The sequence below is a fragment of the Sphaerisporangium sp. B11E5 genome, assembly GCF_039871875.1.
Lineage (GTDB): Bacteria > Actinomycetota > Actinomycetes > Streptosporangiales > Streptosporangiaceae > Sphaerisporangium.
This window is the reverse complement of record NZ_JBDPMD010000009.1, coordinates 146,927-167,436: the sequence shown is the minus strand read 5'-3', so window position 1 is coordinate 167,436 and position 20,510 is coordinate 146,927. Positions and strand designations below refer to the sequence as shown.

Genomic DNA, 20,510 nt, shown 5'->3' with positions numbered 1-20,510 from the left:
CTCCCGCCGGCAGCGTGGCGGGAGCCGGCCCGACGCACCCCTCGTACCGGGAACCCTCAGGAGAGTTCACCATGCGCGACACCCTGCGCCCGCGAAGCCGGGCCCGGACCGTCGCCGGCACCGTGGCGGGCGTGCTCGCCGTCGCGGTGGCCGTCACCGCCGGGGCCACCTTCCTTCCCGCCTCCGAGCCGCGGCCCGTGCTCACCACCACGACCGCCGCCGTCCCCGCGGCCGGGGCGGGGGTGTACGGACCGGCCGGCGGCCCCGGGTCGGTGAAGGCCCTGCAGGACCGGCTGCGGCGCCTGCCCGGCGACCACCAGGCGTGGGCGGCGCTCGGCACGGCGTACGTCCAGCAGGCCCGGATCACGGCCGACCCTGCCTACTACACCAAGGCCGAGCAGGCGCTCGGCCGGGCGGCCCGCCTGGCCCCCGGGGACTTCGCCGTGCTGACCGGCCGGGCCGCGCTCGCCGCCGGGCGTCACGAGTTCGCCGAGGCGGCGCGTCTGGCCCGCCGCGCCACCGAGGCCAACCCCTACGGCGCCGCCGCGTACGGCGTGCTCGCCGACTCCTCCACCCAGCTCGGCGACTACGCCGAGGCGACCAGGGCCGTGCGCCGCATGACGGAGCTGCGGCCCGGCGTGTCGTCCTTCACCCGCGCCTCCTACGACGCCGAGCTGCGCGGCGACACCGCCAGGGCCCGCATGCTGATGGAGGCGGCCCTCGACGACGCCTTCACCTCCGAGGACCGCGCCTACTGCCGGTACTACCTCGGCGAGCTGGCGCTGCGCGCGGGCGACCTCGGTGCCGCGGAGCGGGCCTACGGCGAGGCGCTGCGCGCGTCACCCGGCTTCCTGCCCGCCCGGGCCGGGCTCGCCCGCGCCGCCGCCCTCGGCGGCGACCTGGAGCGCGCCGCCGCCGGGTACGCGGAGGTGGTGGGGCGGCTGCCGCTGGCGCAGTACGTCGTCGAGTACGGCGAGGTGGTGCGGAAACTCGGGCGCGACCCGTCCCCGCAGTGGGCGGTGCTGCGCGCGCAGAAGGACCTCATGGCCGCCAACGGTGTGCGCGACGACATCACGTGGGCCGAGTTCGAGGCCGACCACGGTTCGCCCGACGCCGCGGTGCGGCACGCGAAGGCCGAGTACGCGCGCAACCCCAACATGGTGGCCGCGGACGCGCTGGCCTGGGCGCTGCACAAGGCGGGCCGGTCCCGCGAGGCCCTGCCGTACACGCGCGAGGCGACGGCGCTCGGGTGGCGCAACGCGCTGATCGCCCACCACCGGGGGGTCATCGAGAAGGCGTCCGGGCGTGACGCGAACCTGTTCTCGTCCCTGGCCACCGAGTACAACCCCCGATTCGATCCGGCACTCCCCTCTCTGGCGAGGTTCACATGATCGCCCTGGCTCTGGCCGCCGTGGTGGCCTTCCACCCGATGGGCAACTTCACCGTCAACCACCACAACGGGCTGGAGGTACGGCCGGACCAGGTACGCGGCACCGCGGTGGTCGACTACGCCGAGCTGCCCACCCTTCAGGCCGCGCCGCTCGTGGACGCGGACGGCTCCGGTGCCGCGTCGGACGCCGAGCGGGCCGCGTACGCGGCGGCCACCTGCTCCGAGCTCGCCCGCGCGCAACGCCTCGCCGTGGACGGCGTCGCGGTGCCGTGGCGGGTCGGCGGGACGTCGTTCGAGTACCTGCCGGGGCAGGGCGGCCTGCGCACCGGGCGGCTGACCTGCGCGCTGTCCGCGCCGGCGCGGGTGGGGTCCACGGTGTCGTTCACCGACACGTTCCTCGGGGACAAGCTGGGCTGGCGGGAGATCACGGCTGTGGGCTCCGGGGTGCGTCTGGCGCCGTCCGGCGTGCCGGCCGTCAGCTCGACCGATGTCCTGCGGGCCTATCCCGAGGACCTGCTGAACGATCCCCTGGACCAGCGGTCGGCCACCCTGCGTGTGGCCGGGGCGGCTCCCTCCGGCAGTGACCGTCCTGCGCTCTCCGCGGCGGGGGGTCTCGGCCTGCCAGGGCCGCTCGGGGACGCGCTGTCGGCGCTGGACCGCACCTTCACCGGCCTGGTCGGCGGCTCCACCCTGACGGTGCCGCTCGGGCTGCTCGCCGTACTGCTCGCGGTGGTGCTCGGTGCCGGCCACGCGCTCATCCCCGGCCACGGCAAGACCATCATGGCCGCGTACCTTGCGGGCCGCCGCGGCCGGCCGAGGGACGCGTTCGTCGTGGGCGCCACCGTGACGGCCACCCACACCGCCGGCGTGCTGGTGGTCGGCCTGCTGATCAGCCTGTTCTCGTCCCTGGCCGGGGAATCGGTCCTGTCCTGGCTGGGCCTCGCCAGCGGCGTCCTCATCGCCGTCATCGGCACCCGTCTCTTCATCTCGGCCCTGCGCAACCGGAGAAACCCTGTGGCCCACGGCCATGGACACGGCCACGGCCACGGACACGGACACGGACACGGTCATGGACACGGTCATGGACACGGACACGGACACGGTCATGGACACGGTCATGGACACGGACACGGACACGGGCACGGCCACGGCCACGGCCACGGCCACGAGACGCAGGGGCGGGCAGGGTTGCTCGGGCTCGGGATCGCGGGAGGGCTGGTGCCGAGCCCGTCGGCGCTGATCGTGCTGCTCGGGGCGGCGGCGCTCGGCCGTACATGGTTCGGCGTCGCCCTGGTCGTGGCCTACGGCGCCGGCATGGCCGCCACCCTGACCGCGACCGGCCTGCTCCTGGTGAAGCTGGCGTCCCGCCTGGACCGCCTGGCCACCGCCCGCCAGGGCCTGGCCGCCCGCATCGCCGGCCTCACCCCCGTCGGCACCGCCACGATGATCGTCGTCCTCGGCGGCGGCCTGGCCCTCCGCAGCCTCACCGCGGCACTGTGACCCGACCGCCCCGTCCCCAGGTGACCCGCCGTACAGCGGCGCCGGATTCGCCGCACCACGTCCCGCCGACGCGGCGCCGGTTCAAGACACCACGACGGTGAGGCGGGAGCGGACCCGGCGCAGAACCCCGTACACGCCGGCCGTCCCACCCCCGGGCGACCCGCCGTACAGCGGCGCCGGATTCGCCGTACCACGTCCCGCCGTCCCGGCGCCGAGAGGAGGTGCCATGGTGACGGGTGGAGAGGCCCGTCCCCGGAGGCGCGCGGCGGCCTCACCGTCACATCGTCACAGGTGATCGGCTCCCGGCCGCCCTGGGAGGCGCGCGGCGGCCTCACCGTCACGCCGTCACAGACCATCGGCTCCCGGCCGCCCCGGGAGGCGCGCGGCGGCCTCACCGTCACGCCGTCACAGACCATCGGCTCCCGGCCGCCCCGGGAGGCGCGCGGAGGGCTCTCCGTCACACGATTACAGGTGATCGGCTCCCGGAAGGCGTGCGGCGGCCGGGGTGGAGGTGGGGTGGTTAGCGGCGGATGCCGTAGTCGCGGCGGATTTCGTTGGCGGTATGCAGGATTTCGTCTTTGGTGCGCAGGAGTTTGGCTTCGGCCTCTTCTGTGCGGGCCTTGGCGGCCAGTTCGCGGTTGCCGGTGGTGGTGCCGAGGTGGCGTTTGGCTCTGGCCTTCAGTTCCCGCAGTCTCAGTTTGTCCAGCAGACTCATCGGGCTCCGCCTTTCCGTTGAATGCCCTGCTCCACTCCCCTGGAAAACGTGAATCATGCGCATCATCAGGCGAGGAAGGCGCGGAGCAGGGACGCGGTGGCTTCCAGGTGTTCGACGACGGCGCGGCGGGCTGCCTCCGGGTCGCCGGACAGGATGGCGTCGACCATCGCCACGTGCTGGGCGGCGGCGTGGTCGATGTTGGGGCCGAGGACGGGGATGGCGTTCAGCAGGTCGGTGACGCGCAGGCGGGCGTCCGCGGCGGCGGCGGCGAGCAGCGACGAGCCGGTCAGTTCGGCGATGGCCAGGTGGAACGCGGTGTCCATGCGCCGGTAGTCGCCGGGGGCGGCGTCGTTGACGTCGGCCAGCCGGCGGCGCAGCAGTGCTCGCTGGTCGTCGGTGAGCTCGGTGGTGGCGAGCACCTGCGCGGCGCCGCATTCGACGGCCATGCGGAAGGTCAGCGCGTCCGCCAGTTCCCCCGCCCCCATCTCGGCGACGGCCCTGCGCAGGTCGCCGTGCCGGGGCCTCGGGGGCTGGTAGACGACGAACGCGCCGCCGTAGCGTCCGCGCCGCACGTCGAGGTACCCCGACTCCTGCAGGGCGCGGATGGCCTCACGCAGGGTGACACGGCTGATGCCGAGCTGGGCGGCCAGTTCGCGTTCGGGGGGAAGTTTCTGGCCCGGCGCGACCACACCGAGCTTGATCGCCTGTAACAGCCGCTCGACGGTCTCCTCGAAGGCGTTGCCCGCACGGACCGGCCCGAGAAGCGCGACGAGCTGCGGCTCGCCCATCACGTCCCCCCACATCCCTCTGCCAATGGTTCGAGATTAGTCCTTTCCGCACGAGATACGCGCCGGACCGTTGACGAGGAGGCGTCGCTGGTGCTTGCATGCCGCCAATGGTCTGTTTCCAGACTTTTGACGGAAGGGAGCGCCGTGCTCACCCTCGACGAACTGCGTGACGAGGTGTCCGCCGGACGGGTGGACACCGTGCTGCTGGCCATCGTCGACATGCAGGGACGCCTCCAGGGCAAGCGGCTCGCCGCGCGCTACTTCCTCGAGGAGGTGCTGGAACACGCCGCCGAGGGATGCGACTACCTCCTCGCCGTGGACATCGACATGAACACCGTCGGCGGTTACACCATGTCGTCCTGGGACCGCGGGTACGGAGACTTCGTGATGAAGCCCGACCTGTCCACGCTGCGCCGGGTGCCCTGGCAGGAGGGCACCGCGCTGCTGATGGCCGACGTCGTGTGGGAGGACGGCACGGGGGTGGCCGCCTCGCCGCGGCAGATCCTGCGCGGCCAGATCGCCCGGCTCGCCGAGCGCGGCTGGGCGGCGTACGTGGGCACCGAGCTGGAGTTCTGCGTCTACAACGACAGCTACGAGAGCGCCTGGACCAAGGCGTACCGCGACCTCACCCCGGCGAACCTGTACAACGTGGACTACTCCCTGCTCGGCACCGCCCGCGTGGAGCCCCTGCTGCGCCGCATCCGGCTCGGCATGGAGGGCGCGGGCATGTACGTCGAGTCCGCCAAGGGCGAGTGCAACCTCGGGCAGCACGAGATCGCGTTCCGGTACGCGGAGGCGCTCACCACCTGCGACAACCACACGATCTACAAGAACGGCGCCAAGGAGATCGCGGCCCAGCAGGGCATGGCGATCACGTTCATGGCCAAGCCGAACCAGCGTGAGGGCAACTCCTGCCACATCCACATCTCGCTGCGCGACACCGAGGGCCGGCCCGTGATGTCCGGCGACGGGCCGCACGGGTTGTCCCCGGTCGGTGAGCACTTCATCGCGGGCCAGCTCGCCGCGCTGCGCGAGCTGACGCTGATGTACGCGCCGAACGTCAACTCCTACAAGCGGTACGTCGAGGGCAGCTTCGCGCCGACGGCCGTCAAGTGGGGCGTGGACAACCGCACCTGCTCGATGCGGCTGGTCGGGCACGGCCACTCGCTGCGGGTGGAGAACCGCGTGCCGGGCGGGGACGTCAACCCGTACCTGGCGGTCTCGGCGCTGATCGCGGCCGGCCTGCACGGCGTCGACAACGAGCTGCCGCTGGAGGAGCCATACCCGGGGAACGCCTACTCGTCCGGCGCGGAGCGGGTGCCGGGTACGCTGCGGGACGCCCTGGCGCTGTGGCAGGGCTCGAAGATCGCCAAGTCCGCGCTGGGCGAGGAGGTCGTCGAGCACTACGCCAACAACGCCCGGGTGGAGCTGGCCGCCTTCGACGCGGCGGTCACCGACTGGGAGTTGTTCCGGGGATTCGAGCGGATGTGACATGAAGATCATCAACCCGGCCACCGAGGACGTGCTGGCCGACGTCGAGCTCGCCGACCGGGGCGAGACCGACCGCGCCGTGGCACGGGCCAAAACCGCGTTCCCCGCCTGGCGGGACGTCGCGCCGGGCGACCGCGCGCGGCTGCTGCGGCGTTTCGCCGACCTCGTGGACCGGCACGCCGAGGAGCTGGCGGAGCTGGAGCTCACCAACTCCGGGCACACCATCGGCAACGCGCGGTGGGAGGCGGGCAACGTCCGCGACGTGCTGCACTTCTACGCGGGGGCGCCCGAGCGCGACCACGGCAGGCAGATCCCGGTGCCGGGCGGGGTGGACCTCACCTTCCACGAGCCGCTCGGCGTGGTCGGCGTGATCGTGCCGTGGAACTTCCCCATGGTCATCATGACCTGGGGCGCCGCGCCCGCGCTCGCCGCGGGCAACACCGTCGTCGTCAAGCCCGCCGAATGGACGCCGCTGACCGCGCTACGGCTCGCCCAGCTCGCCCTGGAGGCCGGCCTCCCCGAGGGGGTGCTCCAGGTCCTGCCTGGGGCGGGGGAGGTCGCCGGGGCACGGCTGGCGGAGCACCCGGACGTCCGCAAGATCGTGTTCACCGGCTCCACCGAGGTGGGCAAGCAGATCGCGGCCACGGCGGCGCGCACGGTCAAGCGGGTCACCCTGGAGCTCGGCGGCAAGAGCGCCAACATCGTGTTCGCCGACGCCGACCTGGAGCGGGCCGCGGCGTCCGCGCCGGGGGCGGTGTTCGACAACAGCGGGCAGGACTGCTGTGCCCGGTCGCGGGTGCTGGTGGAGCGGCCCGTGTACGAGGAGTTCCTTGAGCGGCTGGAGCGGGCCGTGGCGGCGGTCGTCGTGGGCGACCCGCGCGACCCCGGCACCGACATGGGGCCGCTGATCAGCGCCGAGCACCGCGCGCGGGTGGCGTCGTACGTGACCGGCACGCCGCGCTTCCAGGGCACCTGCCCAGGCGGCAAGGGGTTCTGGTTCCCGCCGACCGTGCTGACGCATGACACGCTGGACGAGCGGGCGTTCACCGAGGAGATCTTCGGGCCCGTGGTCAGCGTGGTGCCGTTCGACGACGAGGCGCACGCCGTGCGCGTCGCCAACGACACGCGGTACGGCCTGTCGGGATCCATCTGGACCGAGAACGTCGGCCGCGCGCTGCGGGTGGCGCGGGCCGTCGAGGCGGGGAACCTGTCGGTCAACTCCCACTCCTCGGTGCGGTACTGGACGCCGTTCGGGGGCTACAAGGAGTCGGGGCTCGGGCGTGAGCTCGGGCCGGACGCGCTGGCCGCCTTCACCGAGACCAAGAACGTCTTCATCGCTCACTGAGATCAGGAGATAGCACCGATATGCAACGTCTGCTGGACCGCGTCGCCGTGATCACCGGGGCGGCGGGAGGCATCGGGCTCGCCACCGCGCGCCGCTTCGCCGAGGAGGGCGCCAAGGTCGTGTGCGCCGACCTCGACGAGGCAGGAGGTGCCAAGATCGCCGACGAGGTGGGCGGGCTGTTCGTGCGGGCGGACGTCACCAGCGAGGAGGACGTCGCCCGCATGTTCGAGACGGCCGTCGAGACGTACGGCCGGCTGGACGTCGCGTTCAACAACGCGGGCATCTCACCGCCGGACGACGACTCCATCCTCACCACCGGCATCGAGGCGTGGCGCCGGGTGCAGGAGGTCAACCTCACCAGCGTGTACCTGTGCTGCAAGCACGCCATCCCGTACATGCGGCGGCAGGGCAAGGGGTCCATCATCAACACCGCGTCGTTCGTCGCGGTGATGGGCTCGGCGACGTCGCAGATCTCCTACACCGCCTCCAAGGGCGGCGTGTTGTCCATGACGCGGGAGCTCGGCGTGCAGTTCGCGCGCGAGGGCATCAGGGTGAACGCGCTGTGCCCGGGGCCGGTGGACACGCCGCTGCTGCGGGAACTGTTCGCCAAGGACCCCGAGCGTGCGCAGCGGCGGCTGGTGCACGTGCCGATGGGCCGGTTCGCCGAGGCGTCCGAGATCGCGGCGGCGGTCGCGTTCCTCGCCTCGGACGACGCCAGCTTCATCACCGGGGCCGAGTTCCTGGTGGACGGCGGCATCTCCGGCGCCTACGTCACCCCCCTCTGATGGGCGCGGACCGGCCGGTCATCGGCATCACCTGCTACGTGGAGCCCGCGGACTTCACGGTGTGGCACATGACGGCCGCGCTGCTGCCGTACAACTACGTCGAGCGGGTCGCGGCGGCGGGCGGGCAGCCCGTCATCGTGCCGCCCGCCGGGGACCCGGCGCCGCTGGTCGAGCGGCTGGACGGGCTGATCGTGGCCGGCGGCGGCGACCTGGACCCGGCCAGGTACGGCGCGGCGCCGCACGAGCGGACCGGCTACGTGCGCGACTTCCGGGACGAGGCGGAGTTCGCGCTGGTCGGCGCGGCGGTGGCGGCCGGGCTGCCGCTGCTCGGCATCTGCCGCGGCATGCAGGTGCTCAACGTCCACCTCGGCGGCACCCTGCACCAGCACCTGCCCGACGTGGTCGGCCACGGGGGCCACGCGCCCGCGCCCGGCGAGTTCGGGGAGCTGCCGGTGCGGGTGGCCCCGGGCAGCACGCTCGCCGACGTGCTCGGCGCCGGTCCCGCCGGCGCCGCCCACTACCACCACCAGGCGGTGGACCGGCTCGGCGAGGGCCTCACGGTGTCCGCCACCGCCGAGGACGGCACCGTGGAGGCGGTCGAGCTCGCCGGGCACCCGTTCGCGCTCGGTGTGCAGTGGCACCCCGAGACCTCGGCGGACGGCCCCCTGTTCGACGCCCTGGTGGCCTCGGCGGCGCCCGCCCGGCATTGGTAGGGTGAGCCGGAACACCGGTGACCCCGTGCGGGAGAGCGCCCTGACATCCGGTCAGGGCCCCTGAAGGAGCAAGTCCTCCCACGAACCTCACAAGGCAAAGGACCGTGCGGGTCAGGTGGCCTCTGGAAAGAGGGCTCGTTCGCTCCGAGCCTCGCCGAAGGTGAAAGTCCGGTAAAACCCGGGCGAAACTCTCAGGCACCGATGACAGAGGGGGAGGATGCTCTCATCCGACCCTGCCTGAGGTGCGATCATGTCCAGAACCACACCGCTCCGCGAGGTGCACGAGAGCCTCGGCGCGACGCTCACCGACTTCGCCGGATGGCTGATGCCGCTGCGCTACGGCAGCGAGTCCGCCGAGCACAACGCGGTACGCAAGGCCGCGGGGCTGTTCGACCTCTCCCACATGGGTGAGATCTTCGTCACGGGGCCGCAGGCGGGTGAGGCGCTCGACCACGCCCTGGTGGGCCACCTGTCCGCTCTGGAGCCCGGCCGGGCCCGGTACACCATGATGTGCGCGCCGGACGGCGGGGTTCTGGACGATCTGATCGTCTATCGCCTGTCCGGCGGGGAATACATGGTCGTGGCCAACGCCTCCAACTCCCTCAAGGTCGCCGCGGAGCTCACCGCGCGCTCCGCGGGCTTCGACGCCGAGGTGGACGACCGTTCCGAGGCGTACGCGCTGGTCGCCGTGCAGGGACCGCGATCGGCCGAGATCCTCGCCACGCTCACCGACGCCGACCTGACGGGCCTGAAGTACTACGCGGGCCTCCCCGGCGTCGTCGCCGGGGTCGAGGCCCTCATCGCGCGCACCGGCTACACCGGGGAGGACGGCTTCGAGCTGTTCGTCGCCGCCGAGCAGGCCGTACCCGTCTGGGAGGCCCTCGCCAAGGCCGGTGAGCCGCACGGGCTGCGCCCCGCCGGGCTGTCCGCCCGCGACACGTTGCGCCTGGAGGCAGGCATGCCGCTGTACGGCAACGAGCTGAACGCCGGCCTGACCCCCTTCGACGCCGGCCTCGGCCGCGTCGTGAAGTTCGGCAAGCCGGGCGACTTCGTCGGTCGCGCCGCGCTCGCCCCGCTCAAGGACGTCCCCCCGCGCCGGCGCCTGACCGGCCTGGTCGCGCGGGGCCGCCGAGTGCCACGCCACGGCTATCCCGTGGTGCTGAGCGGGGACGGCACCGTCGTCGGTGAGGTCACCAGCGGCGCGCCGTCCCAGTCACTCGGCAAGCCGATCGCGATGGCCTACGTGGACACCGACGTGTCCGACGGCCTGGCGGTCGACATCCGTGGTAGCCATGAACCGGTCGACGTGGTTGACCTGCCTTTTTACCGGAGGAGCATGTGAGCAGCATTCCCGAGGAGCTCAGCTACACCAAGGAGCACGAGTGGGTGGCCGGGGTGGAGGACGGCCTGGTCGTGACCGTGGGGATCACGGCCTACGCCGCCGAATCCCTCGGTGACGTCGTCTTCGTCCAGCTCCCGGAAGCCGGTAGCACTCTGGAGTCCGGCGACGCCGTAGGCGAGGTCGAGTCCACCAAGTCCGTCAGCGACATCTACGCCCCCGTGGGCGGCGAGGTCGTCGAGATCAACGAGACCGTGGTGGACGACCCCTCTCTGATCAACTCCGACCCTTACGGCGATGGCTGGCTCTTCCGCGTCCGCGTCTCCGGCGACCCGGAGGAACTCCTGACCCCCGAGGAGTACACCGCCCTCACCACCGCCGAGTCCTGACGAGACCTGCCCCCACCTCGGCCGAACCCTTCGGCCGAGGCCCCACCCATTCCCCCACCCGCCGGCTCCGAAGGGGCGCACCACATGGCGATCAGCGTCTTCGATCTCTTCAAGATCGGCATCGGCCCGTCGAGCTCCCACACCGGCGGCCCGATGGCGGCGGCGCACAAGTTCGCCCGGGGCCTGCACCAGGACGGGCTGCTTGAGCAGACCACCAGGGTCCAGGTCATCCTCTACGGCTCCCTCGGCCTCACCGGCAAGGGCCACGGCAGCGACAAGGCCGTACTCCTCGGCCTGTCCGGTGAGAAGCCGGAGCTGGTCGACGTGGACACCGTGGACGCCAAGCTCGCCGCGATGCGCGAGTCCGCCACGGTGACCCTGTTCGGCCGCCAGGAGGTCCCCTTCACCGTGGGCGAGGACCTCGTCTTCGAACGCAAGATCTCCCTCCCGCACCACCCCAACGGCATGCGCTTCACCGCGTACTCGAAGGACGACGACCCGCTGCGGGAGAAGATCTACTACTCCGTGGGCGGCGGCTTCGTGGTGGACGAGTCCGCGACCGGCGCCGACCGCATCAAGCCGGACGACACACGGCTCCCCCACCCGTTCACCACCGCCAAGGAGCTTCTCGACCGCTGCGAGGAGACCGGCCTGTCCATCTCCGGCCTGATGCTGGAGAACGAGAAGGCCTTCGGCCGCACCGAGGAGGAGATCCGCTCAGGTCTCCTGAACCTCTGGCAGGTCATGTCCGACTCGGTCAGACGCGGCTACACCAAGGAAGGCGTGCTCCCCGGCGGCCTGAAGGTGAAGCGCCGCGCCCACCGCCTCCACCGCAAACTCCAGGCGGAGACCCCCGAGAAGGACCCCCTCCACGCGATGGACTGGGTCACTCTGTACGCCCTGGCCGTGAACGAGGAGAACGCCGCCGGCGGCCGCGTGGTGACGGCCCCCACCAACGGCGCCGCCGGCATCATCCCCGCCGTCCTGACCTACTACCACCACTTCACCCCGAAGACCGGCGACGACGCCACCATCCGCTTCCTCCTGACCGCCGGCGCCATCGGCGTCCTGTTCAAGGAGAACGCCTCCATCAGCGGCGCCGAGGTCGGCTGCCAAGGCGAAGTGGGATCGGCCTGCTCTATGGCCGCCGCCGCCCTGACGGAGGTCCTCGGCGGCACCCCCGAACAAGTGGAGAACGCCGCCGAGATCGGCATAGAACACAACCTGGGCCTGACCTGCGACCCCATCGGCGGCCTCGTCCAGATCCCCTGTATAGAACGCAACGCCGTGGCGTCCATCAAGGCCATAACCGCCTCCCGCATAGCCCTGAGAGGCGACGGCACCCACTACGTGGCCCTGGACAAAGCCATCAAGACCATGCGTGACACCGGCCGCGACATGCTCGACAAGTACAAGGAAACCAGCCGCGGCGGCCTGGCCGTCAACGTCATCGAGTGCTGACCGCCTGACGGGCCCTCAATGCGCCTCGTCCGGGTCGCGGATCTCGACGACATGGAGAGGGTTGTCCATCGCGTGGGACGGCCCGGCCCACCGGGCGGCGTCCAGGGTGAGGATCTGGCAGACGGCGACGTCGGCGATGGCCGCGACGTGAGCGTCCCAGGCGTCCAGGCCGGTTTTCGCGATCACTTCGGCGAGGGCGACGCTCTGCTCGACGCCGTGCAACGGTGCGGCCATCACCGATTCGAGGCTGTCCAGGCCGGCCAGCAGATCGGCGGCCTCCTCGGTGAGGACGTCCAGAGCGGCCCCGACCATGGCCAGGGCGGGGGCGATCAACGGCTGGGCGCGGGCGTCGTAGGCCTGGATGAGGGCGATGATGTCGCTGTCCCCCCGGGCGACCTCGCGGAGAATGCTCGTGTCGAGGACCAAGGGGCTGGGCGTGAAGTCGGTCACCGCGTCCGCTGGGCGTCGATGTGGGCCATCATGCGGGCGACTCTATCGGGGTCCGCCTGCGCGACGCGGGCGTTCCACGCGGCGCGGGCACGGCGATCGCGCCGCATGCGCTCCACCACGGCGTCGTTGAACGCCGCCGAGACCGAGGACGCCTCCCCCGAGTCGACCAGTTGATCCACATATGCCTTGACGTGCGGATCCACGGTGATCGCCAGGCGGACCTTCATCTCGCTCATACTCGAATAATACTTCGCGCGGCGGGGTGGAACCAGAAGGTCACGTGGTGACGCCCGTGTAAGCGGCCGTGACGATGCTGAACGCGCGGTCGTCGCCTTGGGTGCGTTGGTCGAGCATGCGGTTCATGACGTACGCGACGGTCATGCGGGTGTCGAGGTCGTTCCAGACGAGAGAGCCGCCCCAGCCGCCCCAGAAGCAGACGCGCTGGGCGGGCTGGAGGCCGTAGCCGAGGCCGTAGCGCATCTCCATGCCGAGGAAGCGGTCGGTGCCCGCGAACTGCTCCTCAAGGGCGCGTTCGCAGCCCTCGGGGGAGAGCAGGCGGGCGCCGCCGGAGGTGAGGACGGACTGGACGGCGGCCACCGAACGGGCGTTGCCGTGACCGTTGCCGGCGGGGATCTCGGCGCGGCGCCAGGCTTCGGTGTTGGCTTCCTCGGCACGGAGCTCCGGGCTGAAGACGATGTCGGACGGCGGGAGCTCGGTAGGGACCGCCGGGGGGATGACGGGGGCGACGCGACGGTCGTGCTCGGCGGGGAGGCCGATGTGGAAATCGGCGTTCAGGGGGCGGGCGACCTCCTCGGCGAAAAAGGTGCCGAGGGTGCGGCCGGTGATCCGGCGGACCACCTCGCCCACCAGGTGGCCCTGGGTGACGACGTGGTATCCGGCCTCGGTGCCGGGCTTCCAGCGCGAGGGCTGGCCGGCGAGGAGCGCGGTGGCCTTCTCCCAGTCGTAGAGGTCCTCGGCCGTCATCGGGATGTCCCAGGTGGGGAGGCCGGCGGTGTGGGAGAGGATGTGGCGGACCTCCACGGCCTCCTTGCCGGCCTGGGCGAACTCGGGCCAGTAGCGGGCCACGGGGGCGGCGGGGTCGAGCTCGCCGCGGTCGATGAGGATCAGGGCGCACAGGGCGGTCATGGTCTTGGTGATGGACCAGACATTGGTGATGGTGTCGCGTCCCCAGGGCACGGTGCGGGCCGCGTCCGCGTGGCCGCCCCAGATGTCGACGACCGGCTCGCCGTCCACGTACACCGCCACCGAGGCACCCACGTCGTTGTCGGCCAGCGACGCGGCCAGGGTCTCGCGTACCTCGGCGAAACGGTCGTCGCAGGAACCATGGATCTCGGCCATGGACGGAACCTAACCCGGCTCCCCCGGCCTCGGCCACGGGTTTATTCGCGGCGCTCCCGGCCGCCGGTTGCTACCATTCCGAGCATGAACGCCGTCCAGTGTCAGGTCATGATGCCCCGCTCACGGGGCCGCTGACGCACGCACGGACGTTCTTCTCCGAGGCCCTGCACACGGGGCCTCGATTCATGTGCGCGGGTCGGAGCTCCGGTCACAACCGGGAGGTCCCCGATGACGTCACCGCACACGTACATCACCACCACGATCCCGTACGTCAACGCGCGGCCGCATCTCGGCTTCGCTCTGGAGCTCGTGCAGGCCGACGTGCTGGCCCGGCATCACCGGCGCAGGGGTGAGCGGGTCAGGTTCCAGACCGGGACGGACGACAACTCGCTGAAGAACGTGCTGGCCGCCGAGGCCGCCGGGGTGGGTGTCCAGGAGTTCGTGGACGGCAACGCCGCCGCGTTCGTCGGGCTGGCCGGGCCGTTGTCGCTGTCGGTGGACGACGTGATCCGCACCAGTCGCGACCCCCGGCACCGGATCGGGGTGGAGAGGTTCTGGCGTGCCTGCCGGGACTCGGGGGACCTGTACCGCAGGCACTACGAAGGGCTGTACTGCGTCGGCTGCGAGCACTTCTTCCCCGAGGCCGAGCTGGATGAGGGGCGCTGCCCGGAGCACGGCACCGTGCCGCAGCGGGTCAGTGAGGAGAACTGGTTCTTCCGGCTGTCCCGGTACGCCGGCCGCCTGCACGAGCTGATCGCCGGCGGCGCCCTGCGCATCGAGCCCGAGGGCCGCCGCAACGAGGTGCTGGCCTTCATCGCGGCGGGCCTTTCCGACTTCTCCATCTCCCGGTCCGTCGAACGCGCCCGCGGCTGGGGCATCCCCGTCCCCGGCGACCCCACCCAGGTGATCTACGTCTGGTGGGACGCCCTCGGCAACTACCTCACCGCTCTCGGCTACGGCACCGGCGCCGATGACCACCGCCGCTGGTGGACCGGCGCGACCCGCCGCGTCCACCTCCTCGGCAAGGGCGTCCTGCGCTTCCACGCCGTCTACTGGCCCGCCATGCTCCTGTCCGCCGGCCAGCCCCTCCCCACCGACCTCCTGGTGCACGACTACCTGACCGCCGGCGGCCACAAGATCAGCAAGTCCGGCGCCGTCACCGTGGACCCGGTGACCCTGGTGGACACCTACGGCACCGACGCCGTCCGCTGGTGGCTCCTGCGCGAGGTCCCCAAGGTGGGCGACGCCGACTTCACCGAGACCCGCCTGGTGGCCCGTGCCAACGACGAACTCGCCAACGGCCTCGGCAACCTCGTCAACCGCGTGGTGGCCATGTTCCACCGCTACCGCGACGGGAACATCCCCGTGTCCCCCACCCCCGCCCCCGTGGCGACCGCCCTCACCAAGGCCCTGTCACAAGCCCCCGGCGGGATCGACACCGCCCTGACCGACGCCGACTTCCGCAAGGCGACCACCGCCCTCTGGACCGTCGTGGACGAAGCCAACCGCTACATCAACCAGATCCGCCCCTGGGACCTCGCCAAATCAGAACGCACCGGCACCCCCGAAGCCACCCTGTACCTCGACGCCACCCTCACCACCTTGCTGACCGCCTGCCGGACCACCGCCGACCTCCTCACCCCCTTCCTCCCCGACGCCGCCACCCGCATCGCCACCCAGTGCACCCCCGTGAACGGCCGCCTCCCCACCCCCAGGCCGATCTTCCGGAAGCTCACCACCCCGGAGCCGTGACACTGGAACCGTGCAGGCCGCCGCTATCGGCGACCTGCACGCACGGGTCAACGAAGAACTGTCGCTCTCACCTCGCGCACGAACGCGGACCACCCCTCGGTAGAGACGGCCAAAACCGGCCCGGCCGGGTCCTTGCTGTCACGGACAAGGCGAACCCCGGGCAGATTCGATGCCACCTCGACACACTCACCCGAGTCGCCACTGAAGCTGCTCTTCCGCCACTGCGCATTCCGAAGGTCATACGCCAATTCGGTCCACCGCTTCCTCTATGAGTCGGAGTGACTGTTTGACAGGCACGGCCTCGGCTCTGATGGCGTCATACCGGCGAACCAGGCCGGCGATCAGCCGACGATCGTCGAAAGTGCGGCCGACTGGTTGCGCTTCCGCAAACGCAGCATAAGCGACGCCATTTCGTTCGGCGAGGACGAAGCCTCCCATTTGCCCGCAGTGCGGACGTGCTGCGTAGGGGACCATCTGCAGCACCACATGCGGTTGGGAGGCGATCCGAAGCAGGTGCTCAAGCTGTTCCCGCATGACGGCGGCACCACCGATCGGGTGCCGTATCACGTCCTCGTCGATCAAGACGTTGAGGTCGGGTGGCTTCTCGCGGGTCAGGATCGACTGGCGCTGCATGCGGTTCGCCAGCCGTTCGTCCAGTTCCTCGGTGGTGATGCTCGGCCAGGTGGCCAGGATCTCCCGGGCGTAGGACTCCGTCTGCAGCAGGCCGGGGACGATCGATGGTTGCCACGTGCGCAGGGAGGTGGCGTCCTCCTCTTCCTCCAGCCACGGGCGGAGGTAGTCGGGGGCCTTGTTCCAGGTGGTCGCGGTGTAGAGGCGGACCATGTCGCCGTCCAGGCCCAGGGCGCGGTCAGCCAGTTCGGCGAAACGACGGGTCGGGGGGCGTTTGGCGGACTCGACCATGTTGATCAACGAGTCGGAGTAGTCCATGCGTTCGCCGAGTTGACGCTGGGTCAGTTCGGCGGCCTGGCGGTGGCGGCGCAGTTCGTAGGCGAAGAGGGCGCGCGGGGATTCGTAGGGATCCAACCGTTCGGTGGACATTCTTCTCCTGCCATCTGGATTACCTTGGCGGTTCACGGGGCTGCCCACAGGAATTGTGGGTACGGAATGTTGCCGATCCATTACCCAGAGTATCCGCTGCCGCCGGTCCGGTGCGGCGGAGTTCACAGAAGGCACGTTCTTTCGCTGGAGGAAGGAGTTATTCGGATGAGAGTCATAAAGAAAGCCGCGGCTCTGGTTCTTGCGGTGGGGGTGCACGCGTTCACGCTTATGTGGATCTTGTCAGGGGGCTGGGTGATCGGGGCGAACCCCGGTTCCCTGTTCGCCTGGCTGGGTGGCGGGCTGCTTCTGCTGATCGGGGGGTTGTTGTTCCCGAAGCCGCGGCGGTTGCCGGCCGACGCCGAGGTGGTGGAGCGGGGGGCGGCGCCGGAGTTGTACGGGGTGGCGGAGCGGGTGGCCGGGGCGGTGGGGGTGCCGGCTCCGGTGGGGGTGGCGGTGGACGATCTGGCGGTCGGGGCCGAGTACCTGCGGGTGGGGTGGGGGCGGCGGCCGGTGCTTCTGGTCGGGTTGCCGTTGTGGCTGGCGCTGCCTCCGCGGCAGCGGGTGGTGCTCCTGGTCAGGGCCTACGGCGAGGCGAAGGACGACGGGGTCGTGGCCGGCGGGGCCCTGTGGACGCTGGCGCAGTGGCGGGAGACGTTCCGGAGCGGCAAGATCCTCGCGGCGCGCGGGGAGACGCACATGTACATGGCGACGATCCTCGGGGCGGCGGCGCCCCGCGGGTCCTACGAGGCGGCCGGGATGCTGGACAAGGTGCTCGGCACGGTGCTGGGCTGGCCGGTGCTGCTGCTGGAGCGGGCACTGCTCCGGCTCGTCCGCGACGTGGCGCCGCGCCCCGCGCCGGCCTGGGGCATCGTCACGGACGTCGAGAAGGCGCGGCTCGCCGAGCTGATGGCGAGCAGGAGTTTCCTCGCGCCGCTCCAGGCGGCGGCGTTGCGGGGGGCGGCCGTGACCGAGATCCGGCGGTCCGCGGCGGTCTGCGATGACGGCGCTTCCCGGCACGGGCGGGAGGAGCTGCTCAGCGAGGACGCGTCCGACCGCGTCGACGCCGAGCTTTCCCGGCACTACTCGCGGGCGATCCGCGCGCTCGGTCTCATCTGGTGACTTCTCTGAGAGTTCGACGGCGGTGCGGACGGGGTGACGGCAGACGCCTAGCATGAGGGATCCCGGCGTCGGCGTCAGGAGGTTCAGGTGGGACCGGGTGCTGCTCCTACGGTTGCCGCCAGGTCCGCGGCGGCTGCGGGGCGGCGCGCGCCGGGGTTCTGGCGGGAGCACTGGGTGTTCGTGCTCCCGCTGCTGGGCGGGGTCGCGTTGCGGGTGGTCGCCGAGCTGGGGTACCGGCCGGCGTTGTGGTTCTGGGCGGACTCGTTCGTCTACGTGAACGCGGGCGTGGATCCGCAGCCGCTGGAGTCGCGGCCCTCGGGCTACTCGCTGTTCCTGTGGGGGCTGTGGCCGCTGCGGAGCTTCACGGCGGTGACCGTGGCGCAGCATCTGCTGGGGCTGGCGATGGGGGTGCTGGTCTACGCGGTGGTGCGGCGGCGGGGGCGGTTGCCGGGGTGGGGGGCGGCACTGGCCGCGGCTCCCGTCCTGCTGGACGTGCACATGGTGCAGCTTGAGCACCTGGTGATGGCCGACCTGCTGTTCACGTTCCTCGTGACGGCCGGGATCGCGGTGGTGCTCTGGTGGCGGAGGCCACCGGTGTGGGCGGCCGTGCTCGCGGGGGCCCTGCTGACGGCGGCGACGTTGACGCGGACGGTGGGTCTCGCGGTGGTGGTCGTGGTGCTCGCCGGCATGGTGCTGGGACGGGCAGGGTGGCGGGCCGTGGCGGCGACGGGGCTGGTGGCGGTGCTCGGGGTGGGTGGGTACGCGGTGTGGTTCCACAGCGTGCACGGGTCGTACGGCCTCGGGCAGAGCAACGTGTGGTTGTGGGCGCGGACGATGTCCTTCGCGGACTGCTCGAAGATGCGGGTGACCGGTGAGGAGCGGGTGCTGTGCCCCACGGGGCCGCGGCTCACGCCGCCGAAGTACATCTGGGACGCGGAGTCGCCGCTGGCGGCCGTGGAGAAGGACGCGGACCGGGAGCGGCTGAGCGGGCGGTTCGCGCGGGAGGCGATCCTGGCGCAGCCGCTCGACTTCCTCCGCACGGGGGTCGGGGATGCTTTGTGGGCTTTCGAGTGGACGCGTCGGGTCTACCCGACGAAGGGGCCGCAGAGTGCGTACGTCTTCCCCCGGGCCGTCGATCCCTTCGACGACAAGGAGGCGTCCGGGGGGAAGTCGGCGCCCGAGCTGACCGCGGCCTACCAGGGCACGCGGGGGGACACGGCGGTGGTGGAGCCGTACGCGGGGTGGTTGCGGGCGTACCAGACCCAGGGGTACGTGCGGGGGCCGCTGCTGGCGGCGATCTTGCTGCTGGGGCTGGCGGGGGTGGTGCGGCGGTGGCGGCGGCTCGGCGCGCCGGTGCTGCTGCCGTGGGTGTCCGCGGTGGTGCTGCTGGTGGTGCCGCCGCTGATCGCGGCGTTCGACCATCGGTACGTGGTGCCGGTGATCCCGGTGGCGTGCGTCGCGGCCGGGCTGGCGTTCGGACGGCGGGCGGCGCGCCCGTCCGGGCCGGGCCCCGAGGTCACGACCACGGCGTCCCTGGAGACGGGGCCGCTGCTCGGGGAGGGGCTGCGGTACACCGGGCGACGCCGCAAAGGAAACATGACCTAGGCTCGCGTTAGCTGGGCGGGTTACGCTGCGGGTATGGACGATCGTCAGCGGTACGACACGGCAACCGCGGACCTGGAGCCGCCGTTCGCGATCGTCGATCTGGAGGCGATGCGGGCGAACGGCCTGGCCATGGCGCTGCGGGCACGGGGGAAGCCCATCCGGGTGGCCAGCAAGTCGATCCGGAGCCGCGAGGTGCTGCGGCGGGTGCTGGAGACGGACGGGTACGCCGGGGTGATGGCGTTCACGCTCCCTGAGGCGCTGTGGCTGGCCTCTGGCGGGTTCACCGACATCCTGGTGGCCTACCCCACGGCCGACCGCGCGGCGCTGGCCGAACTGGCGGGGGACGGCAGGGCCGCCGAGGCCGTCTGCGTGATGGTGGACTGTGAGGAGCACCTGGACCTCATCGACGACGCGGTGCGCGGGGTCGCCCCGCGGCGGGAGATCCGGGTGTGCCTGGACGTCGACGCGGCGTTCGTCGCGTTCGGGGGGCGGCTGCGGGCCGGTGTGCTGCGGTCCTCGGTGCGCGAGCCCGGGCAGGCGGCCGATCTGGCGGGGCTCATCGCCAAGCGGCCGGGGTTCCGGCTGGTCGGGGTGATGGCGTACGAGGCGCAGATCGCCGGGGTCGGGGACCGGGTGCCCGGGGTGTACGGGCATCTGCTGCGGTGGACGCAGGCGCGGTCACGGCGGGAGCTGACGATCCGGCGGGGCCGCATCGTGCGGGCGGTACGTCAGGTCGCCGACCTGGAGTTCGTCAACGGGCTGCGGTGGCACCGGCTCCCTGGAGAAGACCACCCGGGAGAAGGCCGTCACCGAGCTCACGGCCGGGTCGGGGTTCTACCATCCGCGCCTGTTCGACTTCTACCGCGGCTTCGCCGGGCGGCCCGCCGCGTTGTTCGCGATGCCCGTGGTGCGGCGGCCCGGACCTGGTGTGGTGACGGTCCTCGGCGGGGGGCATCCCGCTTCCGGTCCTCCTGGGGCGTCACGGCTGCCCCAGCCGTACCTGCCCGCGGGGCTACGGTACGAGGCGCGCGAAGGTGCCGGCGAGGTCCAGACCCCGCTGCTCGGGCCTGCCGCCGACGACCTGCGCATCGGCGATCGCGTGTGGTTCCGGCACGCCAAAGCCGGGGAACTGTGCGAACGCTTCGACCGTCTGCACCTGGTGGAGGGCGACCGGGTGGTGGGCACCGTTCCCACTTATCGAGGCGAGGGAAAGGCATTCCTTTAGGCACACCCCGGGTGAACCGCCGTAC

19 protein-coding genes, 1 pseudogene and 1 riboswitch are annotated in these 20,510 nt (G+C 71.6%); of the genes and pseudogenes, 13 read left to right on the top strand and 7 right to left on the bottom strand.

The features are described from left to right. The first annotated feature begins 71 nt into the window (after positions 1-71). Both ABGB17_RS12250 and ABGB17_RS12245 read left to right on the top strand, forming a co-directional pair. Complete coding sequence (locus ABGB17_RS12250) at positions 72-1,391, top strand: hypothetical protein (protein WP_347628607.1); 1,320 nt, start codon at positions 72-74, stop codon at positions 1,389-1,391. Further along, positions 1,388-2,890, top strand: coding sequence for a High-affinity nickel-transporter (locus ABGB17_RS12245; protein ID WP_347628605.1), 1,503 nt, complete (start codon positions 1,388-1,390; stop codon positions 2,888-2,890). Before ABGB17_RS12250 ends, ABGB17_RS12245 begins: the two co-directional genes overlap by 4 nt. A 520-nt stretch (positions 2,891-3,410) precedes the next feature. On the opposite strand, the gene ABGB17_RS12240 is transcribed toward ABGB17_RS12245, so the two are convergent. Then, positions 3,411-3,605 (bottom strand): hypothetical protein, encoded by a 195-nt coding sequence (locus tag ABGB17_RS12240; RefSeq protein ID WP_347628603.1) that lies wholly within the window; start codon positions 3,603-3,605, stop codon positions 3,411-3,413. 65 nt (positions 3,606-3,670) lie between these two features. Beyond that, complete coding sequence (locus ABGB17_RS12235; RefSeq protein ID WP_347628601.1) at positions 3,671-4,393, bottom strand: FCD domain-containing protein; 723 nt, start codon at positions 4,391-4,393, stop codon at positions 3,671-3,673. A 144-nt stretch (positions 4,394-4,537) separates the two neighbouring features. Here ABGB17_RS12235 and ABGB17_RS12230 point away from each other — a divergent pair, with 144 nt between their 5' ends. The 7 genes from ABGB17_RS12230 (at position 4,538) to ABGB17_RS12200 (ending at position 11,916) form a co-directional block, all read left to right on the top strand. Next, complete coding sequence (locus ABGB17_RS12230) at positions 4,538-5,884, top strand: glutamine synthetase family protein (RefSeq protein WP_347628599.1); 1,347 nt, start codon at positions 4,538-4,540, stop codon at positions 5,882-5,884. A 1-nt stretch (position 5,885) separates the two neighbouring features. Beyond that, positions 5,886-7,229, top strand: coding sequence for an aldehyde dehydrogenase family protein (locus tag ABGB17_RS12225; RefSeq protein WP_347628597.1), 1,344 nt, complete (start codon positions 5,886-5,888; stop codon positions 7,227-7,229). A 20-nt stretch (positions 7,230-7,249) separates the two neighbouring features. After that, on the top strand, positions 7,250-8,014 hold the full coding sequence (locus tag ABGB17_RS12220) for a 3-oxoacyl-ACP reductase (RefSeq protein WP_347628595.1): 765 nt from the start codon (positions 7,250-7,252) through the stop codon (positions 8,012-8,014). Continuing rightward, positions 8,014-8,727, top strand: a complete 714-nt coding sequence (locus ABGB17_RS12215; RefSeq protein ID WP_347628593.1) for a gamma-glutamyl-gamma-aminobutyrate hydrolase family protein — start codon at positions 8,014-8,016, stop codon at positions 8,725-8,727. Before ABGB17_RS12220 ends, ABGB17_RS12215 begins: the two co-directional genes overlap by 1 nt. An 18-nt stretch (positions 8,728-8,745) precedes the next feature. Continuing rightward, positions 8,746-8,842: riboswitch (glycine riboswitch) on the top strand. Between the two features lie 135 nt (positions 8,843-8,977). Next, a complete protein-coding gene (gene gcvT, locus ABGB17_RS12210; RefSeq protein ID WP_347628591.1) occupies positions 8,978-10,069 on the top strand; it encodes a glycine cleavage system aminomethyltransferase GcvT in 1,092 nt (363 codons plus the stop codon). Then, on the top strand, positions 10,066-10,455 hold the full coding sequence (gcvH, locus tag ABGB17_RS12205) for a glycine cleavage system protein GcvH (protein WP_347628589.1): 390 nt from the start codon (positions 10,066-10,068) through the stop codon (positions 10,453-10,455). Before gcvT ends, gcvH begins: the two co-directional genes overlap by 4 nt. 84 nt (positions 10,456-10,539) lie before the next feature. Then, positions 10,540-11,916: an L-serine ammonia-lyase gene (locus ABGB17_RS12200; RefSeq protein WP_347628587.1), complete on the top strand. Its 1,377-nt coding sequence runs from the start codon at positions 10,540-10,542 to the stop codon at positions 11,914-11,916. 15 nt (positions 11,917-11,931) lie between these two features. Here ABGB17_RS12200 and ABGB17_RS12195 read toward each other — a convergent pair whose 3' ends face one another. The 3 genes from ABGB17_RS12195 to ABGB17_RS12185 are packed head-to-tail and all read right to left on the bottom strand — an operon-like array spanning position 11,932 to position 13,725. After that, positions 11,932-12,366, bottom strand: a complete 435-nt coding sequence (locus ABGB17_RS12195; protein WP_347628585.1) for a hypothetical protein — start codon at positions 12,364-12,366, stop codon at positions 11,932-11,934. Further along, positions 12,363-12,602, bottom strand: coding sequence for a hypothetical protein (locus tag ABGB17_RS12190; RefSeq protein WP_347628583.1), 240 nt, complete (start codon positions 12,600-12,602; stop codon positions 12,363-12,365). Before ABGB17_RS12190 ends, ABGB17_RS12195 begins: the two co-directional genes overlap by 4 nt. Positions 12,603-12,642: 40 nt before the next feature. Then, the gene (locus ABGB17_RS12185) at positions 12,643-13,725 is read right to left on the bottom strand and encodes a serine hydrolase domain-containing protein (RefSeq protein ID WP_347628581.1); all 1,083 of its coding nucleotides are present in this window, start codon (positions 13,723-13,725) and stop codon (positions 12,643-12,645) included. Between the two features lie 228 nt (positions 13,726-13,953). Between ABGB17_RS12185 and metG the strand changes: the two genes are divergently transcribed. Beyond that, entirely contained in the window at positions 13,954-15,477 is a 1,524-nt protein-coding gene (gene metG / locus ABGB17_RS12180; RefSeq protein WP_347628579.1) for a methionine--tRNA ligase, read from the top strand. Between the two features lie 47 nt (positions 15,478-15,524). On the opposite strand, the gene ABGB17_RS12175 is transcribed toward metG, so the two are convergent. Continuing rightward, positions 15,525-15,725: a DUF397 domain-containing protein gene (locus tag ABGB17_RS12175; RefSeq protein ID WP_347628577.1), complete on the bottom strand. Its 201-nt coding sequence runs from the start codon at positions 15,723-15,725 to the stop codon at positions 15,525-15,527. After that, entirely contained in the window at positions 15,715-16,536 is an 822-nt protein-coding gene (locus tag ABGB17_RS12170) for a helix-turn-helix transcriptional regulator (RefSeq protein ID WP_347628575.1), read from the bottom strand. The genes ABGB17_RS12175 and ABGB17_RS12170 overlap by 11 nt, the downstream gene beginning before the upstream one ends. Before the next feature lie 165 nt (positions 16,537-16,701). Between ABGB17_RS12170 and ABGB17_RS12165 the strand changes: the two genes are divergently transcribed. The 3 genes and pseudogenes from ABGB17_RS12165 (at position 16,702) to ABGB17_RS12155 (ending at position 20,485) form a co-directional block, all read left to right on the top strand. Beyond that, positions 16,702-17,655, top strand: coding sequence for a hypothetical protein (locus tag ABGB17_RS12165; RefSeq protein ID WP_347628573.1), 954 nt, complete (start codon positions 16,702-16,704; stop codon positions 17,653-17,655). 174 nt (positions 17,656-17,829) lie between these two features. After that, a complete protein-coding gene (locus ABGB17_RS12160) occupies positions 17,830-19,260 on the top strand; it encodes a hypothetical protein (RefSeq protein ID WP_347628571.1) in 1,431 nt (476 codons plus the stop codon). Positions 19,261-19,293: 33 nt separating this feature from the next. Further along, a pseudogene (locus tag ABGB17_RS12155) lies at positions 19,294-20,485 on the top strand (amino acid deaminase/aldolase). Positions 20,486-20,510 lie beyond the last annotated feature (25 nt).

Coding starts and splice junctions, on each gene's coding strand:
- ABGB17_RS12250 (WP_347628607.1), top strand. CDS start 72: ATGCGCGACACCCTGCGCCCGCGAAGCCGGGCCCGGACCGTCGCCGGC.
- ABGB17_RS12245 (WP_347628605.1), top strand. CDS start 1,388: ATGATCGCCCTGGCTCTGGCCGCCGTGGTGGCCTTCCACCCGATGGGC.
- ABGB17_RS12240 (WP_347628603.1), bottom strand. CDS start 3,605: ATGAGTCTGCTGGACAAACTGAGACTGCGGGAACTGAAGGCCAGAGCC.
- ABGB17_RS12235 (WP_347628601.1), bottom strand. CDS start 4,393: ATGGGCGAGCCGCAGCTCGTCGCGCTTCTCGGGCCGGTCCGTGCGGGC.
- ABGB17_RS12225 (WP_347628597.1), top strand. CDS start 5,886: ATGAAGATCATCAACCCGGCCACCGAGGACGTGCTGGCCGACGTCGAG.
- ABGB17_RS12220 (WP_347628595.1), top strand. CDS start 7,250: ATGCAACGTCTGCTGGACCGCGTCGCCGTGATCACCGGGGCGGCGGGA.
- ABGB17_RS12215 (WP_347628593.1), top strand. CDS start 8,014: ATGGGCGCGGACCGGCCGGTCATCGGCATCACCTGCTACGTGGAGCCC.
- gcvT (WP_347628591.1), top strand. CDS start 8,978: ATGTCCAGAACCACACCGCTCCGCGAGGTGCACGAGAGCCTCGGCGCG.
- ABGB17_RS12200 (WP_347628587.1), top strand. CDS start 10,540: ATGGCGATCAGCGTCTTCGATCTCTTCAAGATCGGCATCGGCCCGTCG.
- ABGB17_RS12190 (WP_347628583.1), bottom strand. CDS start 12,602: ATGAGCGAGATGAAGGTCCGCCTGGCGATCACCGTGGATCCGCACGTC.
- ABGB17_RS12185 (WP_347628581.1), bottom strand. CDS start 13,725: ATGGCCGAGATCCATGGTTCCTGCGACGACCGTTTCGCCGAGGTACGC.
- metG (WP_347628579.1), top strand. CDS start 13,954: ATGACGTCACCGCACACGTACATCACCACCACGATCCCGTACGTCAAC.
- ABGB17_RS12170 (WP_347628575.1), bottom strand. CDS start 16,536: ATGTCCACCGAACGGTTGGATCCCTACGAATCCCCGCGCGCCCTCTTC.
- ABGB17_RS12165 (WP_347628573.1), top strand. CDS start 16,702: ATGAGAGTCATAAAGAAAGCCGCGGCTCTGGTTCTTGCGGTGGGGGTG.